At 65.5% G+C, this 20,408-nt stretch carries 19 protein-coding genes; 8 read left to right on the forward strand and 11 right to left on the reverse strand.

Translation table 11 applies throughout. The annotated features are described in order from the left end of the window. Nucleotides 1-131: 131 nt before the first annotated feature. The 3 genes from J3485_RS12450 to J3485_RS12460 all read left to right on the forward strand — a co-directional run bounded on the left by J3485_RS12450 (nt 132) and on the right by J3485_RS12460 (nt 3,410). Entirely contained in the window at nt 132-1,283 is a 1,152-nt protein-coding gene (locus J3485_RS12450) for a branched-chain amino acid ABC transporter substrate-binding protein (RefSeq protein WP_206952768.1), read from the forward strand. Nucleotides 1,284-1,380: 97 nt separating this feature from the next. Continuing rightward, nucleotides 1,381-2,553: an NAD(P)/FAD-dependent oxidoreductase gene (locus tag J3485_RS12455; RefSeq protein WP_206952770.1), complete on the forward strand. Its 1,173-nt coding sequence runs from the start codon at nt 1,381-1,383 to the stop codon at nt 2,551-2,553. A gap of 281 nt (nt 2,554-2,834) precedes the next feature. After that, nucleotides 2,835-3,410: a hypothetical protein gene (locus J3485_RS12460; protein ID WP_206952772.1), complete on the forward strand. Its 576-nt coding sequence runs from the start codon at nt 2,835-2,837 to the stop codon at nt 3,408-3,410. A gap of 43 nt (nt 3,411-3,453) precedes the next feature. On the opposite strand, the gene J3485_RS12465 is transcribed toward J3485_RS12460, so the two are convergent. Continuing rightward, nucleotides 3,454-4,380, reverse strand: a complete 927-nt coding sequence (locus J3485_RS12465; protein ID WP_206952774.1) for a LysR substrate-binding domain-containing protein — start codon at nt 4,378-4,380, stop codon at nt 3,454-3,456. Nucleotides 4,381-4,488: 108 nt separating this feature from the next. On the opposite strand from J3485_RS12465, the gene J3485_RS12470 reads away from it, so the two are divergent. Then, a complete protein-coding gene (locus tag J3485_RS12470; protein WP_206952776.1) occupies nt 4,489-5,139 on the forward strand; it encodes a glutathione S-transferase family protein in 651 nt (216 codons plus the stop codon). Between the two features lie 206 nt (nt 5,140-5,345). Beyond that, nucleotides 5,346-5,645 carry an addiction module antidote protein gene (locus J3485_RS12475; RefSeq protein ID WP_206952778.1) on the forward strand — a complete coding sequence of 100 codons (300 nt, stop codon included), beginning with the start codon at nt 5,346-5,348 and terminating at the stop codon, nt 5,643-5,645. A gap of 66 nt (nt 5,646-5,711) precedes the next feature. On the opposite strand, the gene J3485_RS12480 is transcribed toward J3485_RS12475, so the two are convergent. Further along, nucleotides 5,712-7,607, reverse strand: coding sequence for a DUF3857 domain-containing transglutaminase family protein (locus J3485_RS12480; RefSeq protein ID WP_374192420.1), 1,896 nt, complete (start codon nt 7,605-7,607; stop codon nt 5,712-5,714). A gap of 2 nt (nt 7,608-7,609) precedes the next feature. Further along, nucleotides 7,610-8,512 carry a helix-turn-helix transcriptional regulator gene (locus J3485_RS12485; RefSeq protein WP_206952779.1) on the reverse strand — a complete coding sequence of 301 codons (903 nt, stop codon included), beginning with the start codon at nt 8,510-8,512 and terminating at the stop codon, nt 7,610-7,612. A 96-nt stretch (nt 8,513-8,608) separates the two neighbouring features. Here J3485_RS12485 and J3485_RS12490 point away from each other — a divergent pair, with 96 nt between their 5' ends. Then, entirely contained in the window at nt 8,609-9,169 is a 561-nt protein-coding gene (locus tag J3485_RS12490; protein WP_206952781.1) for a hypothetical protein, read from the forward strand. Nucleotides 9,170-9,178: 9 nt separating this feature from the next. On the opposite strand, the gene J3485_RS12495 is transcribed toward J3485_RS12490, so the two are convergent. After that, on the reverse strand, nt 9,179-10,405 hold the full coding sequence (locus tag J3485_RS12495) for an aspartate aminotransferase type Ic (protein WP_206952783.1): 1,227 nt from the start codon (nt 10,403-10,405) through the stop codon (nt 9,179-9,181). A gap of 123 nt (nt 10,406-10,528) precedes the next feature. On the opposite strand from J3485_RS12495, the gene J3485_RS12500 reads away from it, so the two are divergent. Then, a complete protein-coding gene (locus J3485_RS12500) occupies nt 10,529-11,380 on the forward strand; it encodes a LysR substrate-binding domain-containing protein (RefSeq protein WP_206952785.1) in 852 nt (283 codons plus the stop codon). A gap of 64 nt (nt 11,381-11,444) precedes the next feature. Here J3485_RS12500 and J3485_RS12505 read toward each other — a convergent pair whose 3' ends face one another. The 7 genes from J3485_RS12505 to hutH all read right to left on the reverse strand — a co-directional run bounded on the left by J3485_RS12505 (nt 11,445) and on the right by hutH (nt 19,429). After that, entirely contained in the window at nt 11,445-11,750 is a 306-nt protein-coding gene (locus tag J3485_RS12505) for a HigA family addiction module antitoxin (RefSeq protein WP_206952787.1), read from the reverse strand. A 290-nt stretch (nt 11,751-12,040) separates the two neighbouring features. Continuing rightward, a complete protein-coding gene (locus J3485_RS12510) occupies nt 12,041-13,432 on the reverse strand; it encodes a formimidoylglutamate deiminase (RefSeq protein WP_206952789.1) in 1,392 nt (463 codons plus the stop codon). Nucleotide 13,433: 1 nt separating this feature from the next. Next, the gene (hutI, locus tag J3485_RS12515) at nt 13,434-14,720 is read right to left on the reverse strand and encodes an imidazolonepropionase (protein ID WP_206952791.1); all 1,287 of its coding nucleotides are present in this window, start codon (nt 14,718-14,720) and stop codon (nt 13,434-13,436) included. Nucleotides 14,721-14,750: 30 nt separating this feature from the next. Further along, nucleotides 14,751-15,413, reverse strand: coding sequence for a HutD/Ves family protein (locus J3485_RS12520; protein ID WP_206952793.1), 663 nt, complete (start codon nt 15,411-15,413; stop codon nt 14,751-14,753). A gap of 18 nt (nt 15,414-15,431) precedes the next feature. Continuing rightward, a complete protein-coding gene (gene hutU / locus J3485_RS12525; RefSeq protein ID WP_206952795.1) occupies nt 15,432-17,120 on the reverse strand; it encodes a urocanate hydratase in 1,689 nt (562 codons plus the stop codon). Between the two features lie 50 nt (nt 17,121-17,170). Continuing rightward, nucleotides 17,171-17,866 carry a histidine utilization transcriptional repressor HutC gene (hutC, locus tag J3485_RS12530; protein WP_206955788.1) on the reverse strand — a complete coding sequence of 232 codons (696 nt, stop codon included), beginning with the start codon at nt 17,864-17,866 and terminating at the stop codon, nt 17,171-17,173. Between the two features lie 27 nt (nt 17,867-17,893). Beyond that, nucleotides 17,894-19,429, reverse strand: a complete 1,536-nt coding sequence (hutH, locus tag J3485_RS12535) for a histidine ammonia-lyase (RefSeq protein ID WP_206952797.1) — start codon at nt 19,427-19,429, stop codon at nt 17,894-17,896. Nucleotides 19,430-20,032: 603 nt separating this feature from the next. Between hutH and J3485_RS12540 the strand changes: the two genes are divergently transcribed. After that, complete coding sequence (locus tag J3485_RS12540) at nt 20,033-20,236, forward strand: hypothetical protein (RefSeq protein WP_206955883.1); 204 nt, start codon at nt 20,033-20,035, stop codon at nt 20,234-20,236. Nucleotides 20,237-20,408 lie beyond the last annotated feature (172 nt).

Here is a 20,408-nt window from a genome sequence, read left to right on the forward strand (position 1 = left end):
GCGCTGTAAAGACGAACAAGAGCCGTGCACCGGCCGCCGCCTCGATCGCGCCAAGCGCAACGAGATGAGCGCGCACAAGCCGGCACGCACGCCATAGCAATGAACTCATGCTTGCCGACAAAGGAAACAACATGCGTTTTGCGAAGACTCTCACCCCTATCGCAGTTGCAGTTGGAGCACTTCTCGCGCTCGCCCCGCTCGCCTCTCGCGCGGACACCGTCGTGAAAATCGGCTTTGCCGCTCCGCTCACGGGCCCGAATGCCAATTACGGCAAAGATTTGGAAAACGGCGTCCAAATGGCACTCGACGACGCCAAGGCGCAGGGCGTCAAAATCAACGGCCAGCCGGTGTCGTTCGAACTCGTCGCCGAAGACGACCAAGCGGACCCGCGCGTGGGCGTGCAAGTCGCGCAAAAGCTCGTGGACGAAGGCGTATCGGTCGTCGTCGGCCACTTCAACTCGGGCACGACGATCCCGGCTTCCGAGCTCTACGAAAAGGCCGGCATTCCCGACATCGACCCGGCCGCCACGAACCCGATCATCAGCGGACGCGGCTACAAGAACGTGTTCATGGTGATTTCGAGCGATGCGCAGAACGCGGGCACCGCGGGCGTGTATGCCGTCGAGACGACGAAGGCGAAACGCATCGCCGTCATCGACGATCGCACGGCGTTCGGCCAGGGCGAAGCGGACGAGTTCGTGAAGGCCGTCAAGGCGCACGGCGGCGACATCGTCGATCGCGAATACACGACGAACCAAGCGACGGACTTCAAGACGCAGCTCACGAACATCAAGGCCAAGAATCCCGACCTCATCTTCGTGGGCGCGCTCAATCCGCAGGCCGCGGGCATCATGAAACAGATGACGCAGCTTGGCATCAAGGCGCAGTTCGTCGGCGGCGGCGGCGTGAAGGACGTCGACTTCATCAAGCTCGCCGGCGACAGCGCGGATGGCGCGCTGGCGTGGGAGTACGGGCGCCCGCTCGACAGCACGCCGGTCGGCTCGAAGTTTGCCGAGCGCTTCAAGCAGAAGTTCGGCGTCGACGTGCTCTCGTATGCGCCGTTCGGCTATGACGCCGCGTGGGCCGCGATCAAGGCGATGCAGGCCGCGAAGTCGACCAAGCCCGACGATTATCGGCCGAAACTGCAAAGCATCAGTTTCGACGGCATCACGGGCCACATCGCATTCAATGCCGACGGCTCGCTGAAGAACGGCTCGTCCACGATGTACAAAGTCAAGAACGGGCAGTTCGTGACGGTCGTGACGAAAGGCGGCGGCGCCTGATCGCCCTCGCGGGCGCTCTCGCCCGTGGGATCGATCGGGCCGTGCGGCGCGGCGCCTTCGGGCGCCGCGCTTTTTCGCAATTTGTTTTGGAGTCCTAATGGTTTCGAAGATCGTGGTCGTGGGCGGCGGCGTCATCGGCAGCGCCGTGGCGTATTTTCTGCGCAGCGCGGACCCGAGCGTGGAAGTCACCGTGCTCGAACGCGACCCAACCTACGCTCGTGCATCCTCGGCGCTGTCGGCGGCCTCGATCCGCCAGCAGTTTTCGACGCCGCTATCGGTGCAAATGTCGCTCTACGGCATCGAGTTTCTGCGCTCGATCGGCGAGCGGCTGGCCGTCGCCGGCGAGGCTCCGTCGATCGATCTGCACGAGGGCGGCTACCTCTTTCTCGCGACGCCGGCCGGCGAAACGATCCTGCGCGAAAATCACGCGCTGCAAACGTCGCTCGGCGCGCAGATTCGCTACTTGCCGCACGACGAACTGCGAGCGACCTTCCCTTGGCTGAACACCGAGGATCTCGTCGCCGGCACGTACGGCGTGTCGGGCGAAGGTTGGTTCGACGGCTATGGGCTCGTGCAGGCGCTGCGCAAAAAGGCGCAATCGCTGGGCGCCCGGTATGTGGCGACGGAGGCGACGGGCGTGCGGCGCCAAGGCCGGCGCGTACGGCAAGTGCTGACTGCCGCTGGCGACGCGCTCGACTGCGACGTGATGGTCAACGCGACGGGGCCGTGGGCGCGTCGCGTCGCGCAGATGCTCGAGGTCGAGTTGCCCGTCTACGCGCGCCGGCGCAGCGTCTTCAACGTGAGTTCGCCGGCCAAACTCGAGCGCTGCCCGCTGCTGATCGATCCGACGGGCGTCTACTTCCGGCCCGAAGGAACCACTTACATCTGCGGGACCTCGCCCGGCGCCGACCGCGATCCCGACGATCTGCCGCTCGACGAAGTCGATCACGCGCTATTCGACGATGTGATCTGGCCGACGCTCGCCCACCGCGTGCCGCAATTCGAGGCGCTGCGCGTCGAGCATGCGTGGTCCGGCTATTACGAGTACAACGTGTTCGACCACAACGCGATCATCGGCTATCACCCCGACGTCGAGAACTGCGTGTTCGCGAACGGATTCAGCGGCCACGGCCTGCAACAGGGTCCTGCGACGGGCCGCGGCGTTGCCGAGCTGATCTTGCAAGGCCGCTTCGTTTCGCTCGATCTGTCGGCGCTCGGCTTCGAGCGCGTGCTGGAGAATCGGCCGGTGGTCGAGCGCAACGTCGTTTAGCGATCGGGCCACGATCGGACCACTCTTGCCCGGTCCGCGCACCGGGCAAGGGCTCCGGACCGTCCTGCGACGCGGGATGCGTCTTGATGAGGGGTAGCTCATGCCCCCGGCGATTTACGTACGATTTGCAAGCCAGAATCTCGTAGTTTCGAACTCGACTCCCCGCTTCCGGTTGCCGATTTTTCGCCTCGCATTTACGGAAAACATCCGCGCGCCGTTGCCGATTCTCGGTCACGATAACGCGAGTCATTTCCGTGCCGTCGCACGAGGAGAGTTGCGCCATGACGAGAATTTCGCTCCCAGGGGGCATGCTGCCCCAGCAGCCCACGCCACCCGCGGCGGCCACCAACGCCGCCTATCAAGCACTGCAAGCGTATAGCTCGGCAACGACGGCCCAACCGCCCTCGCCGAGCGCAACCGATAAATCGCGCGCGGCACTGATCGATAGTGTGTCGAACGCCGTCGATGCTTACTACAAGGCCGATACCGGCAAAACGAGCGTGGACGTCAAGGACCCGCACTACAGCGAGGCCAAGGCGCAAGTTGCCGCGCAACTGGAAACGGAAATCGCGAATACGATGGCGAAAGCCAACTCGAACAGCGATACCGAGCAGATCGACGGGCTCGACGCCGTCCTGAATTCACTGCAGCCGGGACAGTTGGGCGTATCGCAAGCCTTGCAGGATTTTCTGCCGAGCTCGAATCCGCCGAGCACCAACGGGCCGGCGCTCCAGCACATGGAGCACCCGCCAGCCCAGAGCGGCGGCGACGAACTCAAGAAGATCGGCGAAGCGATCGGACAGGTCGGCCAGGAGCTCGAGCGCATGACGTCGCTCCATTCTCGAATGCTTGATTAAGCCGCGGCGCTCATACCCGAGACTCGGCGAGGACGCCGCGCGTTCAGCCGGCACGACGAATAACCTCTTCGCGCAGCCATCGACGTAATGCGTCGATGGCTTCGTGTTTCGGACTGTCCGCGCGCCACACGACGAAATGCGCGTAGATGTCGGTGACGCGGCGCTTCCAAAGACGCACGAGGCGCCCTTCAGCCAATTCTCGCTCGACGAGCGATGCGCGAGCGAGCGCGATTCCGCGGCCATCCGATGCGGCGTCGAGCAGCTTGCCCGCGTCGTCGAACACCGGGGCGCCGCGCGGCTCCGTCAAGTCGAGGCCGACCGCCTGAAACCAAGGCTCCCACGGTTGATACCGATGCTTGAGCAGCGTGCAATGCGCGAGATCGGCGAACCGGCGAGGACGCGCGCCGTCGCGATAGCGTGGGCTCATCACCGGAAAAATCTCCTCTTCCATGAAACGCTCGGCTTGCACGCCCGGCCACGTGCCGGGACCATAGCGCAGCGCCACGTCAACGCCGTCGTGCCCGTTCAACCGCGCGAGCGTCGTTTCCTTGCGAAGCGACAGTTCGATATGCGGATGTTTCCGCGCGAACCGTCCCAGCCGAGGCGCAAGCCAGCGATCGGCAAACGGCGGCAGCACGCTGATGGTCAGTTGCACGGGTTCGCGCGCACGGTCGCGCATGCCGGCGTTCTTGTGCTTACGCATCGGCGCATCGAACGCACGCTCGAGCACATTCAACCCTTGGCGGATTTGCAACGCGAGGGCGTGCGCTTGCTGTGTCGGCACCGCGCCGCCGCGCTCGCGCACGAACAGCGACACGCCTAGCTTCGCCTCCAATGCGCGCACGTGCTGACTGACAGCGCCTTGGGTCAGCGCGAGTTCATCGGCTGCGCGCGTGAAGCTTGCCAAGCGCACCGCCGTCTCGAACGCACGCAACGTCTGAAGTGGCGGGAGATGAGAGCGTTTTTGCATCGAGCATTAGTACCACTAATGGCTCGCCTCGACAATTCCTCGTTTGTGTTCGCGTACGCGCCGTCGCTAGACTTCCTATTCGACCTCAACCCAAACTTCGTTCTCTCTATGGACTATCGACTCTATTACTCGGCCGGCGCTTGCTCGATGGCCGTTCACATCGTGCTCGAAGAAATCGGCGTGCCGTTCGCGGTGCGAGAGGTGTCGGTCGCACGCGGCGAAAATCGTCGAGCCGACTATCTCGCGATCAATCCGAAAGGCTTCGTGCCGGCGCTCGAAATCTCGGGCGAGCCGAAAATTCTGACCGAGTTGCCGGCGATTCTCGTCTACCTTGCCAGGCGGTACCCCGAGGCAGGGTTGTTGCCGCACTCGAGCGCGATCGACGAAGCGCGCGTCCTCGAATGGCTCGTGTGGCTCGTGGGATGGGTGCACGGCGTCGGGTATGGCGAAATCTGGCGGCCTGAACGATTCAGCGCGCAAGATACCTCGCCGCACGAAGCGCTTGGCGCGAACGGTCGCCGCGTCGTGCAGGAGGCTTACGCGAAGATCGAACACACACTCGCCGATGGGCGTACGTGGGCCGCGGCGAGCGGCTATTCGATCGTCGATCCGTTCCTGCTCGTGCTCTATCGATGGGGCAATCGAATCGGCTTACCGATGCGCACGCACTACGCGGCGTGGACCGCGCTGACCGGACGAATCCTCGAACGCTCTGCGGTGCAGCGCGTGCTCGAGCGTGAGGGGGTCGCGATTGAATAAGAGTTTGCATCTTTGTATCTAATAAGATACAAAGATGCATAATGAGTACTGCGGGGCCCGTGTGAATACGCTCAACAGGACTGACTCATTCGACGATCTGTTGCTGTGTGGCGGCGACAAGTCGACCCCAAAAACCGACATCAAGCTTGCGAAGGCGACGTGGAAGCAAATACAAGGGCGGTAGGTCGATCTCAGTGAGGTGAGTCATGAAACCGGTCAAGATTGCACGATTCGATGCAGCCGACTATCTCGACAGCGAGGAAGCGATCGCAGCGTACATCAATGCGGCGCTGGAGGAAGGGGACGCCGATCTCCTCATGGCCGCGATCGCCGACGTTGCGAAGGCTCGCGGTATCGCGAAGGTGGCATCCGACGCGGGTGTCGGACGCGAAAGCTTATATAAAACGCTCGCACCAGGCTCCCAACCCAAGCTCGAAACCGTGTTCAAACTAATGCGCGCACTCGGCGTCAAACTGACCGCCGCACCGGATACGGCGCACGCCTAATTCGGCGCACTATCACCGCAAGCCGCCGCACCCGCGTGGCGGCCGCTTCGTCCATTCGCACGCCGATCACGCGCCGCTCGCCCGCACGATGATTTGCGCCGATAGATCGCGCTCGATGCGCACGAGCGTGTCGCGCATCGCATCGAATTGCTTAGGACTGCAAACTTGTTTGCCGAAGTCGGCCTGCAACCGGCGCGACACCTGAACCACCCGCGAAACAGGATCGAACACGTAGTGCGCCGTGTAATCGATCGATCCCGCTTCGATCGTCAAGTCGGACGGCACGTAGACGAGCTTCACGTTGCGCGGCAGCGTCACCGTCCCATGTTCGACGAAGGTGCCGCCAAGACAAACATATGGCTGGGTCCGCTCGGCGTTGGACAGCCACGTTCCAACTTGCGAGGCGATGCCGCCCCCGAGACTCGATAGAGCCGGCAGCGCCGTCATCCCATCCGGCCAGACGACGTGTTCCAACGTTCCCGTCATCGAGACCGCGAACGGACCGCTCGTCGCATTCACGGGCTCGGTCTCGATCGAAGCCGTGCCGCGCAGCCCCGCTTGCCGCAGCCGCTCATAGGCAATTTCAATGGCCCGCGCATGCGTGGCGCGGCGAAACACGTTGCGCTCGAGTTCCGCCGCGTAGCCGTCGTCCTGCACGCGGTAACCGTATTGCGCGTTGCCGCTTTCATCGATGTCGACGTCGAATCGGGCGTCGCGCGTGCGCTCCTGCGTGGGCGGCGTACGCGTGAGCACGCCGTCGTCGACGAGCAGCACCGGCCGGTCCATCACGCTCGGCGGCAGAAAACCGAACGCGATACCTCCGCCGGCCGTCGTGTCGGCAAACCGTCCAAGCTCGGGAAGCCATGTGATCGCGTGGTTGATCGCAGCCGCGCCGTATCCGGGCACGGAAGGCAGCGTATAGACCGAACCGAGGCCGATCAGCGCAGGCTCGCTGCGAATGCCGACTGCGGCGAGCAGCGCACCGTACAGCGCCACGTGATCCTTGCAGTCGCCGTAGCGGTCGCGCAGGATGTCGACGACGCGATGCGGTTTCGCCGCCGTCTCGCCGAGAAACAGCGCCACGTAGCGGATGTTCGTGCGCGTCCAATCGTAGAGGCGCTCGGCACGGGTCCAGTCGTCGGGCGCATCGCGCGTCAATGCTTGCGCGAGCGCGATCACTTCGGGGTCGTTCGCCGTCGGATCGACGGCATCCTCCCGATACCGCTCGGCGAACGCCGCGTAGCTCGGCACCGTCGTCACCATCAACCGATCGCCCTCGTCCGCATAGCCGACGGCCCCGTGCTCGATCCGCGCGAACGGCCCGTGCCGGTAATCGAACTCGTATCGCGTGCGCCCGTGATCCGTGACGGGCGCACGCGCCACATAGCCGCGCGCATCGGCATAGAGCGGCATATTGGCCGGCAGATCGAAGATGAGCCGCTGATCGAGCACCGGCTCGCGATCAGGGACGGCAAAATATTCGAACATCCCGGGCTGCGCCGCTTTGCGCGACTTACGAAACGTCAGGCGCTCGCGCCAGCCCGGCTCGATGCCCGGAAAGATGACCGTGCGCAGTACGCCGTCTTCGAACGTCGGCGCGCCGGCCGCACGCGGCTCCTCCACGTCGCGAATCGCGTCGGGGCCGACCGGATGCACGCCGCCTTGCGGATCGATCGACTCGGCCGACAGCGCATCGATATGCTCGATATCTTTGTTGAACCAGACATAGCGCTGCGCGATAGCGTCGACACCCGCAACGGTGTCGACTCGCAGCGTCGCATCGTCGTCCTCGACGACGGAACCGTCGTGCGCAACGATAAAGCGGTGAACGTCGGATTCGATCGTCGCCGGCGCGGCCCCCGCGTCGGCGGCCCTACTTGCGCCCGCCGCAACGAAAAGCAATAGCGGCGCGACGAAGCGAACCATAGCCGGCAGCCAGCGGCAACGGCTGAGCATCGTCATCGTCACAATTGCCAGCGCCCGCGGTAGGCGCGCGGCGTAACGCCGAATTCAGCGCGGAACGCCCGATTGAAATTCGATAGATCGGCAAAGCCGCAATCGAGCGCGACGTCGACGATCTTGTCGGGTGCGTCGGCCAGACGTTGCGCGGCAATACGCAGGCGCACGCGCAGGACGTACTGATGCGGCGTCACGCCCGTCGCGCGCTCGAACGTTCGCAGGAAATGGTAAGGACTGAGCCCCGCATGCTCGGCCAGCCTTTGGACGCCGAGATCGGCATCGGGCGCTTCATCGATCCATCTCGCGGTATCGACGACGCGCGCCAGCGCCGCACGCGGCAGACACGGCACACGCTTCGCATCGGACGACGGCACGCCGTCGATGTGCTGCACGACGCACACGGCCAAGGCCAGGGCCATCTCATCCCAAGCCACGCCGAACGGAGCGCTCACGCCCGTGCCCGCGGCGGCCACGAACGGAGCGAGCGCGCGCGACGGCTCGATGCGCGCGGCAGCGAACGACGCCGCGCGGCACGCGCCTCCCGCATCGGCAAATAGGCGCTCGAAATACTCGGGCCGGTAGTGAAACGCAATGCAGCGATCGCCGGCACGGTGACGGTGCCCACACTCGAAACACTCGCCGGCGTTGCCGAGCATGACGGCGCCGGGCGTCATCAGCGCACGCCCGGCGTCCGAGCGGTATTCGAATGCGCCGGCCGCCACTAGCGCGATACAAAACGCGTCATGGCGCTCCTCGAATGCGCGATCGCCGGGGCCGCACGTGCAGAGCACGTCGGACACGGTCCAGCCGCGTCCGCGCGCGACGATGCGCCGCTCGGGCGCCCCGACTGCCGCGTCGCGCGCGCGCCGCGCAAGCGCACGCTCCAGATCCAGCGCAATTTTTGCCAAGATTTGCCTCGCTTCACGGCCTATTGTGAACGGACGATCGCGAACGCTTCGCAGCGCGCGATGCCTCGCGACGACATTTGACCCAGGAGATCGACGATGAACCTCACCGAAAGCTGCGCGCCCCAAGCCTTCCTATCCGCCCTCGCCTGTCCCGGTCGTGCAGCCGACATCGACGAAGCCGACGACGTCTACGGCTGGCTCGTCGGCAGTTGGTCGCTGCAAGTGCTCCATTACCGTGGATTCGACTTGCGTGGCGAGGGTTTGACCGGCGAAGTGCACGCCGGCTGGGTGCTCGAGGGACGTGCGATACAGGATGCGTGGATTATGCCCGTTCGCGAGGATCGCCGCGCGGGGCGCATGGCCCGCGATCCGCTAAACGACATGTACGGCTCGACGCTGCGCAGTTGGGACCCGGCGCTGCGAGCCTGGCGCATCGCTTGGAACAACCCGGCGCGCGGCCATCGCGAAATGCAGATCGGGCGGCGCATCGGCGCGGACATCGTTCAAACGGGTGCGCGCGCCGACGGCCAAGCGACGCGCTGGCGCTTCACCGAGATCACGCCCGACGGCTTTCATTGGATCGGCGAAGCGCTCGACGCGGACGGCCATACATGGCGGCGCGAAGGCGAATTCATCGCCACGCGCGCCGGCGTTTGACTTCGCGCCTCACGCCACGCGCCGCGCGCCTTCATCCAAGGCGCGGCGCACCGACAGCGCGATCGCCAGCGCCGCCTGTTCGATCTGAGCCGGATTCGGGCAGCTCGGCGCGAGGCGCAGGTGCCGGTCGCGCGGATCGATACGATACGGAAACGCGGCGCCGGCCGGCGTCAGCACGATGCCCGCTTGCGCCGCGAGTTCGACGGTCCGCTTCGCGTATCCGTCAGGCGTATACAAGCTCACGAAATAGCCGCCTTTCGGCTTCGTCCACGACACGCCCGGTACATCGCCGAGCAAGGAGCGCAGCGTTGCATCGAGCGCCTCGAACTTCGGCTGCAAGACGGCGCGATGCCCCTCCATCAGCCGCTCGAGCGTCGGCAGATCGCGCAGATAGTGCACGTGCCGCAACTGGTTCAGCTTGTCGGGGCCGATCGTGCGGATCGACACACAACGCTGCCACCAATCGATATTGCGCGGCGACGATGCGAGCAACGCCACTCCGCCGCTCGCGATCGTGACCTTCGAAGTCGACGCGAACACGATCGCTCGATCGGGATGGCCCGCGTCGGCGCACGCACCGACGATATCGGGACTTCGACAGCGCTCGTCCGTCAGATGATGAAAACGGTAGGCATCGTCCCAGAACAAGCGAAAATCGGCTGCCGCCGCCGGCATGCGCGCAAGGCGCTGCACGGTTTCGGGCGAGTAGATCGTGCCCGTCGGGTTGCTGTAGAGCGGCGTGCACCAGATGCCCTTGATGGCAGGGTCCGTCGCGACGAGCGCTTCGACGCGCTCCATGTCGGGGCCGTCGTCGTTCATCGGCACGGCGATCATCCGAATGCCGAGCGCTTCGCAGATCGCGAAGTGGCGATCGTAGCCGGGGACGGGACACAGGAATGCGACCTCGCCGGCGCGCCGCCACGGCTCGCCTTGCCCCATCCCATGCAGCATCGCGAAGGCGAGCACGTCGTGCATGAGCTCGAGACTCGAATTGCCCGCCGCGACGACGTGACTAGCAGGCAACCCAAGCAGTTGCGCACCGAGTTCGCGCGCTTCGGGCAAGCCGAGTAGGTGACCGTAGTTGCGGCAATCGATGCCGTCGCGCGAGACGTGTCCCACACGCGCCGCATCGTCGATCAAAGCCTGCGAAAGGTCGAGCTGCTCAGGCGCCGGCTTGCCGCGCGTCATGTCGATCGCAAGGCCTAGCGCCTTGAACGCCTCGTAAGTCATCGTCATCGTTCGTCTTCTCTCCGGGTAAGGAAATCTGTCGTGCGCGATCGAGTATGCCGGCACGCATGACTTCAGGCAAACGCGTTATATTGAACTTTATCTTCAGTTTTTCTGATACATCCGCACGCAATGAAAACGCTCGATATGGACGTGCTGTCGATGGTCGTCGCCATCGCCGATGCAGGCAGCTTCGTGCGCGGCGCCGCCCTCGTGCACCGCTCGCAGTCGGCCGTGAGCATGCAGATCAAGGCGCTCGAGCAAGCGCTCGGCAAGCCGATCTTCGAGCGGCGCGCGCGCAGCGTCGTGCCGACGCAGGAAGGGTTCGTGCTCGCCGATTACGCTCGGCGCATGCTCGCGCTGCGCGACGAAGCCTGGGCCGCGCTCGTGCATCCGGAGGTCAAGGGGCGCGTCGTCATCGGCGTGCCCGACGACTACGCGTCGTCGCTGCTGCCGCCCGTGCTGCGCAAGTTCTCGGCAACGTATCCGAAAGTCGAGATACAGGTGATCGGGCTGCCGAGTCACGCGCTCGCCCCGCTCGTCCACGAAAACAAAGTCGATCTGGCTTGCATGACGCGCGTCAAGGGCGTGCGCGGCGAGCGCGTGCGGCTCGAACCGATCATCTGGGCCGGCGCTCCACGCGCTCCGGCCGTATGGCGCGAACGCCCGTTGCCGATCGCCGTATTCGCGGCCGGCAGCGTGGCGAGAGAGAACGCGATTCGCGCGCTCAAGCGTGCGCGGATCGCCTATCGGACGTCCTACGAAAGTCCGAGCCTACTCGGCCTGTTCAGCATGGTCGAGGCCGGCCTCGCGATCGCGCCGATCGCGCGCTGCGCCATGCCCGAGCGCTTCGTCGAGCTTGGGCGCGCACACGGGCTGCCCGCGCTGCCGCCGCTCGAGATCGTGCTGGCGCGCAGCGCACGCTCGAGCCGGCCCGAATGCGACTTTCTCGCCGAGCAGCTATTGGAAGAGCTGAGAATGTGAGCGACGCCCGCGCCGGCACGGCCCGACTCCGCACGCGCGGCGAAGCATCGGCGGCAGTCAAAAGTCAGAACAACGCCCGTTGACGCTGCTGAGCCATCGAAACGACGTCGAGGTCGTCGAGGCGCTTGCGCGCTTTGGCGAGATCGTGCACCAACTGCCGTTGCAACCAGGTTTCGGCACTGCCGCCGAAGGCTTTGTCCAGGCGCAGCGCCATCTCGGGCGAAATGCCGGCCTTGCCGCTGAGCAGGTTCGTCAGTGCCTGGCGGCTCACGCCGAGCACCGCCGCGCCTTCGGTCACGCTCAAATTGAATCGCTCTAGGCAGAGCTGGCGCACGATCGCGCCGGGATGGATGTTGTCGGTATCGGCCATGGGCCGAAACCATAGCGGCGAAGCTTCGATCCGTCAATCGACAAGTGCCGATTGTCTAATCTGCGCATCGCCAAGGTGGGCGGGCAGTTGACAGATGCCCGCTCTGCCGTTCCGGCGTCGCCGGCGCCGGCGCGAGCGCCAGCCATGCCGAAACAAGGGCGGCTGATGTGGTTCAAGCACCGGTCAAGCGTGCGAGCCCCACATCGATCAGTGCGTCGAGCAAAGGCTCGATCCGTGACGCCAGCGCGTCATGTGCGGCCGTGCAACACCCTTTCGCGCTCATACCCGCTCTACGCCAGCAGATGCGCGAGCGCCTCGCAATACGCCTCATAGGCGCGCGCCTCGTCCTCGTGCCGACCACCGTGCACGACGCGGCGCCCACCCGTATGAACTTCGGCGATCGGCGAGCCGCCGTGTTCGCAAAATACGACGCCGGCGAGCCAGTCGTCCGGCTCACGCCCGTAAAGACTCGGATGCTCCGCATCGAGCACGAGCCAATCGGCGCGGCAGCCCGGCGCCAACGCGCCGACTGCGCGGCCGCTCGCTTGCGCACCGCCCGCCAGGGCCGCGTCGAACAAACGCTCGGCCACCTGCGGCCGGGTCGGGCAGGCAAGCACATTGCGCTGCCGCCGCACGAGACGCTGCCCGTATTCGAGCAGCCGCAGCTCCGCCCGCCAATCGACGGCGACATGGCTGTCCGAGCCTACGCCGATGCGTCCGTTCGCTTCGAGGTATCGCTGCGCGGGAAAGACGCCGTCGCCGAGATTCGCCTCCGTGGTCAAACAAAGACCCGCCACGGCGCCGCTCGCCGCCAGCGCGGCCGTCTCGGCTTCGTCGACGTGCGTCGCATGCACGAGACACCAGCGCGCGCCGACGTCGAAATGGTCGAGCAGCCACGCGACAGGCCGAGCGCCGGTTGCCGCGAGACACTCCTCCACTTCGCCCGTCTGCTCGGCGATATGAACGTGAATCGGTGCGCCCGGCAAATCGGCGTCGAGCCCTTCCAACAACGTGCGCAACGACGCCGCCGATACCGCGCGCAGCGAATGCGGCGCTACGCCGTACGTCAACGCGCCATGCTCGGGCCGAGCGCGACGCAACGTCGACAACAGATCGAGCAACGACTCCGGCGTGTTGATGAAGCGCCGCTGATCGGGCCGTGGCGCGCGCATGTCAAAACCGCTGTATTGATAGAGCACAGGCAGCATCGTCATTCCGATACCGGCTTGCGACGCGGCGTCGACGACGCGCTGCCCGAGTTCGGCCTCGTTCGCGTAGCGACTGCCGTTTGGCGCATGGTGCACGTAATGAAACTCGCAGACCGACGTATAACCGGCCTTGAGCATTTCGACGTAAAGCCATCGCGCGATCGCTTCAAGCCGTTCAGGCGTAATGCGCGCGGCGAATCGGTACATCAGATCACGCCAGCTCCAAAAGTTGTCGCTCGCCTGCGCGCGATACTCGGTCAGTCCCGCCATCGCGCGCTGAAACGCATGCGAGTGCAAGTTCGGCATCCCGGGCATGACCGGCCCGCTCGCGCGCGCGATGCCCGCGCTTGCCGGCGCATCGGGAACGACGGCGGTCAGGACGCCCGCGTCGTTCCATTCGAGCAGCACGTCGCGCCGCCAGCCCTGGGGCAGGTAAGCGTGCGCGGCAAAGAGTGCGTGGCGATCGGTCGTCACTTCACGCTCCTTGGCGCCGATCGCGCCCAACGCATCCGTCGCGCCGCGCGTCGATGCATGCCACCCACGGCGAGGCGGGCGCGATGTAGACCGTTGACCCCGCGCGCACGACGCGCGCCGCCAGCGGGCGGCCGATCCAATATGCCAGCTCGGCCAGCGTAGCAACGGACCATACGACGAAATCGGCTGCACGGCCCGGCGCAAGCTCGCCGTGGCGCTCGCCGCGGCCCAACGCGCGCGCCGCATGACGCGTGACGCCCTGCAGCACTTCGGGCACCGTCAGACGAAACAGCGTGCAGCCGAGATTGAGCATCGCCAATAGCGACGTGGCCGGCGACGTGCCGGGGTTGCTGTCGGTCGCCAGCGCGATCGGCACATCGTAGCGGCGCAGCAAATCGATCGGCGGCAATTGCGTCTCACGGACGAAATAGTAAGCGCCGGGCAGCAGCACGGCGACCGTCCCCGCCTCTTTCATCGCTTGAACGCCGGCTTCGTCGAGAAACTCGAGATGATCGGCCGACAACGCGCGATAGCGTGCCGCGAGCGCCGCGCCGCCGGCAAGACTCAACTGTTCGGCGTGGATCTTCACGGGCAAACCGCAGCGCACGGCGGCCTCGAACACACGCTCGCTCTGCGCGAGCGTGAACCCGATGCGCTCGCAGAAAACATCGACGGCATCGACGAGTCCTTCGTCGGCCAACGCCGGCAACATCCGTTCGCACACCTCGTCGATATAGGCATCGGCACGTCCCGCGTATTCGGGCGGCAACGCGTGGGCGCCGAGAAACGTCGTATAGACGGACACGGGGTAGCGCTGCCCGAGCGAGCGCGCCACGCGCAACGTCTTGCGCTCACTCGCCAGCTCGAGCCCATAGCCCGATTTGATCTCGATCGCGCCGACACCTTCGGCAAGCAGCGGCTCGAGCCGCGCCGCGGCCGACGCGATCAACGCGGCTTCATCGGCCGCGCGCGTCGCGCTCACCGTCGACACGATGCCCCCGCCGCGCCGCGCGATCTCTTCGTAGCTCGCACCCGCGAGCCGCAATGCGAATTCGTCGGCTCGATTGCCGCCGTAGACGAGATGCGTGTGGCAATCGACGAGACTCGGCGTGACCCACGCGCCGCCGAGGCCTTCGCGCGGCCAGGCATCGAACTCGCGCGGCAGATCGCGCGCGGCGCCGAGCCACGCGATCGTGCCGTTGCGCACGACGAGCGCGGCATCTGCGATCGTCTCTCCGGGGTCGCCGTTCGGGCACAGATTCAGATGCTGCCAAACCAAATCGGTCATGAAAGCCTCGAAGCATCGGCAACGGTTGCATCACACGTAACGAATGAGCACGGCAAGCGCGGCGCCGTCCCCCGTCACGTCGCACGCGAGTTGGCGCGGGGCGTCGAGCACGAGCGTATCCATCGCCGACAACGTCGCCGGCCCATGCGGCGCGCTTGCAACACCCACGACACGCCCAAGACTTTGCGCCGTGCTCGCAAAACGAAGGTCGAGCGAGCCACGCGCGCAAAACACGAGCGCGGCGTCCGCATCGAGCGTATGCCGGCCCGCCCCGCGCCACACTTCGAGCACGGCGCTCGCCCGATCGCGCCGCACCATCAGATTGAAGTCGCGCGTCGCGCCGCCGACGAGCCGCGCCTCGAGCGCCGCCTCTCCATCGAATCGTGCGATCGACAGCGGCTCCCTCAACGCATGCACGGCACCAGCCGCCTCGATCAAATCCATCCCCACGCCGGCCAGCAGCACCAGCGTCCGGTCGATGCCGAGAAATCGCGAGAATGGGCCCGCTTGCTCGACGTCGGCCACGCTCACGCGCCAGACGAACGTCTCGAGGCTCGCCCCCACCGGATAGGCAGCGATCTCGCGCGTCACGCCGCCGCCGTTCTTCCATGGCGCGGCCTTCAACGCGCTCGCGCGAACGATGCGCGGCTCGGGCGAGGTGACGGGCTCCACCGCATGGGACTGCTTGCTCATCTGCATTTGCATCCTGTATCAACGGCCGAGCATCGGCAGCTTCAGGCCGACTTCGCGCGCCGTTTCGCGCGCCAGATCGTAGCCGGCATCGGCATGGCGCATGATGCCCGTGGCCGGATCGTTGAACAGCACGCGCTCGATGCGCCGCGCCGCCGCATCGGTGCCGTCGCAGACGATCACGACGCCCGCATGCTGGCTAAAGCCCATGCCGACGCCGCCGCCGTGATGGAGCGACACCCAGGTCGCGCCGCCGGCCGTATTGAGCAGCGCATTGAGCAGCGGCCAATCGGACACGGCGTCGGAACCGTCCTTCATCGATTCGGTCTCGCGATTGGGGCTGGCGACCGAGCCCGTATCGAGGTGATCGCGGCCGATCACGATCGGCGCCCTCAACTCGCCGCGCTTGACCATCTCGTTGAACGCGAGGCCCAAGCGGTAGCGGTCCTTCACGCCCACCCAGCAGATGCGCGCGGGCAACCCTTGAAACGCGATGCGCTCGCGCGCCATGTCGAGCCAGTTGTGCAGATGCGCGTCGTCGGGAATCAGTTCCTTGACCTTCGCATCGGTCTTGTAGATGTCCTCGGGGTCGCCCGAGAGCGCCACCCAGCGGAACGGCCCCTTCCCTTCGCAAAACAGCGGCCGGATATAGGCCGGCACGAAGCCCGGAAAATCGAACGCGTTCGCAACGCCCATGTCATGCGCCATTTGACGGATGTTGTTGCCGTAATCGAGCGTCGCCGCGCCGCGTGCCTGCAGCGTCAACATCGCCTGCACCTGTCGCGCCATCGACTGTTTCGCGGGCGTGACGATGCTTTGCGGATCGGTCTTTTGCCGCTCGCGCCATTGCTCGACGTTCCATCCCTGCGGCAAATAGCCGTTGATCGGATCGTGCGCACTCGTCTGATCGGTGACGCACTCGGGTGTGATGCCACGCGCGACACAGGCTTCGAACACATCAACCGCATTGCCGACGAGACCGACGGAGACCGACTTGCCGCTCGCCTTGGCCGCATCGACGATCGCGAGCGCTTCGTCGAGCGTCTTCGCTTTCCGGTCGAGGTAACGCGTTTTCAGTCGAAGATCGATCCGCGTCTCGTCGCATTCGACCGCGATCATCGAGAAACCCGCCATCGTCGCCGCGAGCGGCTGCGCGCCGCCCATGCCGCCGAGGCCGCCCGTCAGAATCCAACGGCCTGTCGCATCGCCGTTGAAGTGCTGGTTCGCCACCGCGTAGAACGTTTCGTACGTGCCTTGCACGATGCCTTGGCTGCCGATGTAGATCCAACTGCCCGCCGTCATCTGGCCGTACATCATTAGACCCTTGCGATCGAGCTCGTGGAAATGCTCCCAGGTCGCCCAGTGCGGCACGAGGTTCGAGTTCGCAAGCAGAACGCGCGGCGCGTCGGCGTGCGTACGAAACACGCCCACGGGCTTGCCCGATTGGATCAGCAGCGTTTCGTCGTCTTCGAGATCCTTCAGCGATGCGAGAATCTGGTCGAAGCAATCCCAGTTGCGCGCGGCCCGCCCGATGCCGCCGTAGACGACGAGCGCGTGCGGATGCTCGGCCACTTCGGCGTCGAGATTGTTTTGGATCATCCGGTACGCGGCTTCGGTCAACCAACTCTTGCACGTCTTCTCGGCGCCGCGCGGCGCGCGGATCGTGCGCGTCGTGTCGAGCCTCGGGTCGAATCGTTTCGGATCGTTCATGCGAGTCATCTCCTTCGGCATGCGTTGCGTTCGATGCGCCGGCACGGCGCTCAAAAATGTCCGGTAAAGCGATAGCGGCTGCCCGGATGCCACAGATCGGCGACCGACGCGACCTGCTCGCGCGACCACGTGCGTCGATGCAGCACGAGGCACGGCTCGCCCTCGTCCATCCGCAGATGGTTGCTCGTGGCGGGCTCGGGGTGTGCGGCTTCGATCCGGTATTCGACGCGCTGCAGCGGCGCCACGCGCGTCAGGTATTGATTCGGCGTGACGCGCGCAAAGTCCTGCAGCGCATACTCGGGGGCGATGGCCGGGTTGACCCAGCGCGCCTCGAACTGCACCGGCTCGTCGTTCTCGAAATGCAGCACGCGCGAATGAAACACGGGGCTGCCCGGCTTGACCTGCATTTCGTCGGCGAGCGCGTCGCTCGCGACCGTCGCGCCGAGTTCCAGCACATGAGCGTGGTGCCGATGACCGCGGGCGGCGATCTCGTCGGAGATGCTGCGGATCGCCACGAGCGTCGATTCGTACTTGGGCCGCGCGACGAACGTTCCCGCCCCTTGCACGCGCGTGAGCACCTGCTCGGCCGTCAGTTCGCGCAGCGCGCGGTTGACCGTCATGCGCGCCACCTTGAACTCGCGCGCCAACTCGTTTTCGGACGGCACCTGATCGCCCTCGGCCCACTCGCCCGAGTGGATGCGCGCGAGAATGTAGTCTTTGATGCCCTGATACGCGGGAGCATTCATCGCTTTGACGTTGACGTCGTCCATGTTTCAGGCGGCCGAGGCCGCTTCCGAGGCGAACGACAGCGGGCTTGCTTGCGCGATCGCACCGCCTACGACGAGCCGCGCGACAGAAGCGATGTCGGGCGCGAAATAGCGATCGAGGTCGTAATGCGGGACGTGGGCGCGGAGCAAGTCAACCACACGCTGCAGCGCGCCGCTCGTGCGATGCGGCGCACGCAGGTCGACACCTTGCGCGGCGGCGAGCAACTCGATCGCCAGGATGTTCGCCGTGTTCTCGGCGATGTCGGCGAGCTTGCGCGCGGCGAAGGTGGCCATCGACACGTGGTCTTCCTGATTCGCCGACGTCGGCAACGAATCGACCGACGCCGGATGCGCAAGCGTCTTGTTCTCCGACGCGAGCGCGGCCGCCGTGACGTGCGCGATCATGAACCCGGAGTTGACGCCGCCATCCTTCACGAGAAACGGTGGCAATCCAGACAGCGTCGCGTCGATGAGCAGGGCGATGCGGCGTTCGGCGAGCGCGCCGATCTCAGCCACGGCCAATGCGAGGTTGTCGGCTGCGAACGCCACGGGTTCGGCGTGGAAGTTGCCGCCCGACAGCACTTCGCCCGTATCGGGGAAGACGAGCGGATTGTCCGAGACGGCGTTCGCTTCGATGAGCAGCACGTCGGCCGCATGGCGCATCTGATCGAGGCACGCCCCCATCACTTGCGGCTGGCAGCGCAAGCTGTACGGGTCCTGCACCTTGCCGCAATCGCGATGCGAAAGATTGATGCCCGAGCCGTCGAGCAACGCGCGATAGGCCGCGGCCGCGTCGATCTGGCCGCGATGGCCGCGCAGCGCATGAATGCGAGCATCGAAGGGTTTGACCGAGCCCGCGGCCGCATCGACCGACAGCGCCCCGGCAACGAGCGCCGTGCGAAAGAGGTCTTCGATCGCGAACAGGTTGTACAGCGCGAGCGCCGTCGACGCTTGCGTGCCGTTGAGCAGCGCGAGCCCTTCCTTCGCCTGCAGCGAAAGCGGCGCGAGACCCGCGAGCTTCAGCCCCTCGAGCGCGCTCATGCGTTCGCCGCGCGCGCTCACTTCGCCGATACCGAGCAGCACGGCCGACATATGCGCGAGCGGCGACAGATCGCCCGAGGCGCCGACCGAGCCCTTGACGGGAATGATCGGCAGAACGTCAGCGTTGAACAGCGTCACGAGTGCATTCATCACTTCGCCACGAATGCCCGAGTGGCCGCGGCCGAGACTCGACAGCTTGAGCGCGATCAAGAGCCGCACGACGGGTGCCGTCATCGGCTCGCCGACGCCCACGGCGTGCGAAAGCACGAGGTTGCGCTGCAGCAGTTCGAGCTGGTCGTGTGCGATGTGCGTGCTGGCCAGGCGGCCGAAGCCGGTATTGATGCCGTAGGCCGGCTCGCCTTTCGCGGCAATGTCGGCTACGGCTTTCGCACCCGCGTCGATCACGGCGCGGCTCGCGGGATCGAGCGCGAGCGGCACACGCTCGCGTGCGATACGGCGCAGTTGAGGAAGCGTCAAATGGCCCGGCGTGAGAATCATCATGGAGAGCGTCCTGTCTATTTCATCTGCCTATTTCGTTCTAGCGGCGAGTCGCCGCGGGCGATCGCCCGCGCGTGCGCATGCCAGATCTGACAGCGAGTCTAGTGCTGTCGTCTTGTATAGACAAGTCGTTTTTACAAGCACAGAGCTAGGGATTTCCATTAGACGACTAGACATCGGACACGGGCGAAGCGCAGCTTACCTATACGGCCGCCAGGCCACCCCTAGGCGGTGCGCACCGCGCTTCCAGAGCGACGCCGCAACCGCCAGCGGCTATTCAGCATCGCGATTCACATTCATTCTTGTCTATACAAATCGATCCATGCGGCTAGTGCGCGCGGCTTTTGCAATGCGAGACATACCGCTGCACCGTGCGAGTGCCAATGATTGCGCCATACCGGGGCAAACGCGGTCTCGGACGCCCCCGAACGCATCATGAGGGGGCATCGATGCCGCCGCCGGCGGTAGGTACGAGTCGTGCTTCAACAAGAGCGGGATCGGGCGAATCGTTTTTCGCCCAGCGAGCGAACCGCGGCAGGACGTGCGGAATGAAAACGCGGAACGGGCGCAGATCCCGGCATCATCGAGGCGACTCTTTCGACGACCATGAACAAGACGCAAGGGCAGGCACAGCGAATGGACCTCATCGAACTCGCACGCGAATCGGGTATGGCGGTATTGCTCGATGCAAAGATCGGCCGCGAGCAATACGTGAGCGTGAGCGGATCGCTCGCGGCGCTCGCGCGCTTCGCGGATGCGGTGCGCAGCGAATCCGAGGCCGACGGCGCCGACGACGACAAGGTCTATTGACGCACCGCGGATAGACGCGCAGCGGCCGATACGCGGCCGTGCGCCTGACCTCGCCACGCGCCGTCGCAACGCCGCGCGCGGCCGACCACCCTCTTCCGACACGCAATGCGGCCCGCATCGATCGCGCGCCTGCTACGCCTCCTCGAACGCTGCTTCGCAACGCCCAACGAAC

It is taken from the genome of Trinickia acidisoli, assembly GCF_017315725.1.
GTDB lineage: Bacteria > Pseudomonadota > Gammaproteobacteria > Burkholderiales > Burkholderiaceae > Trinickia > Trinickia acidisoli.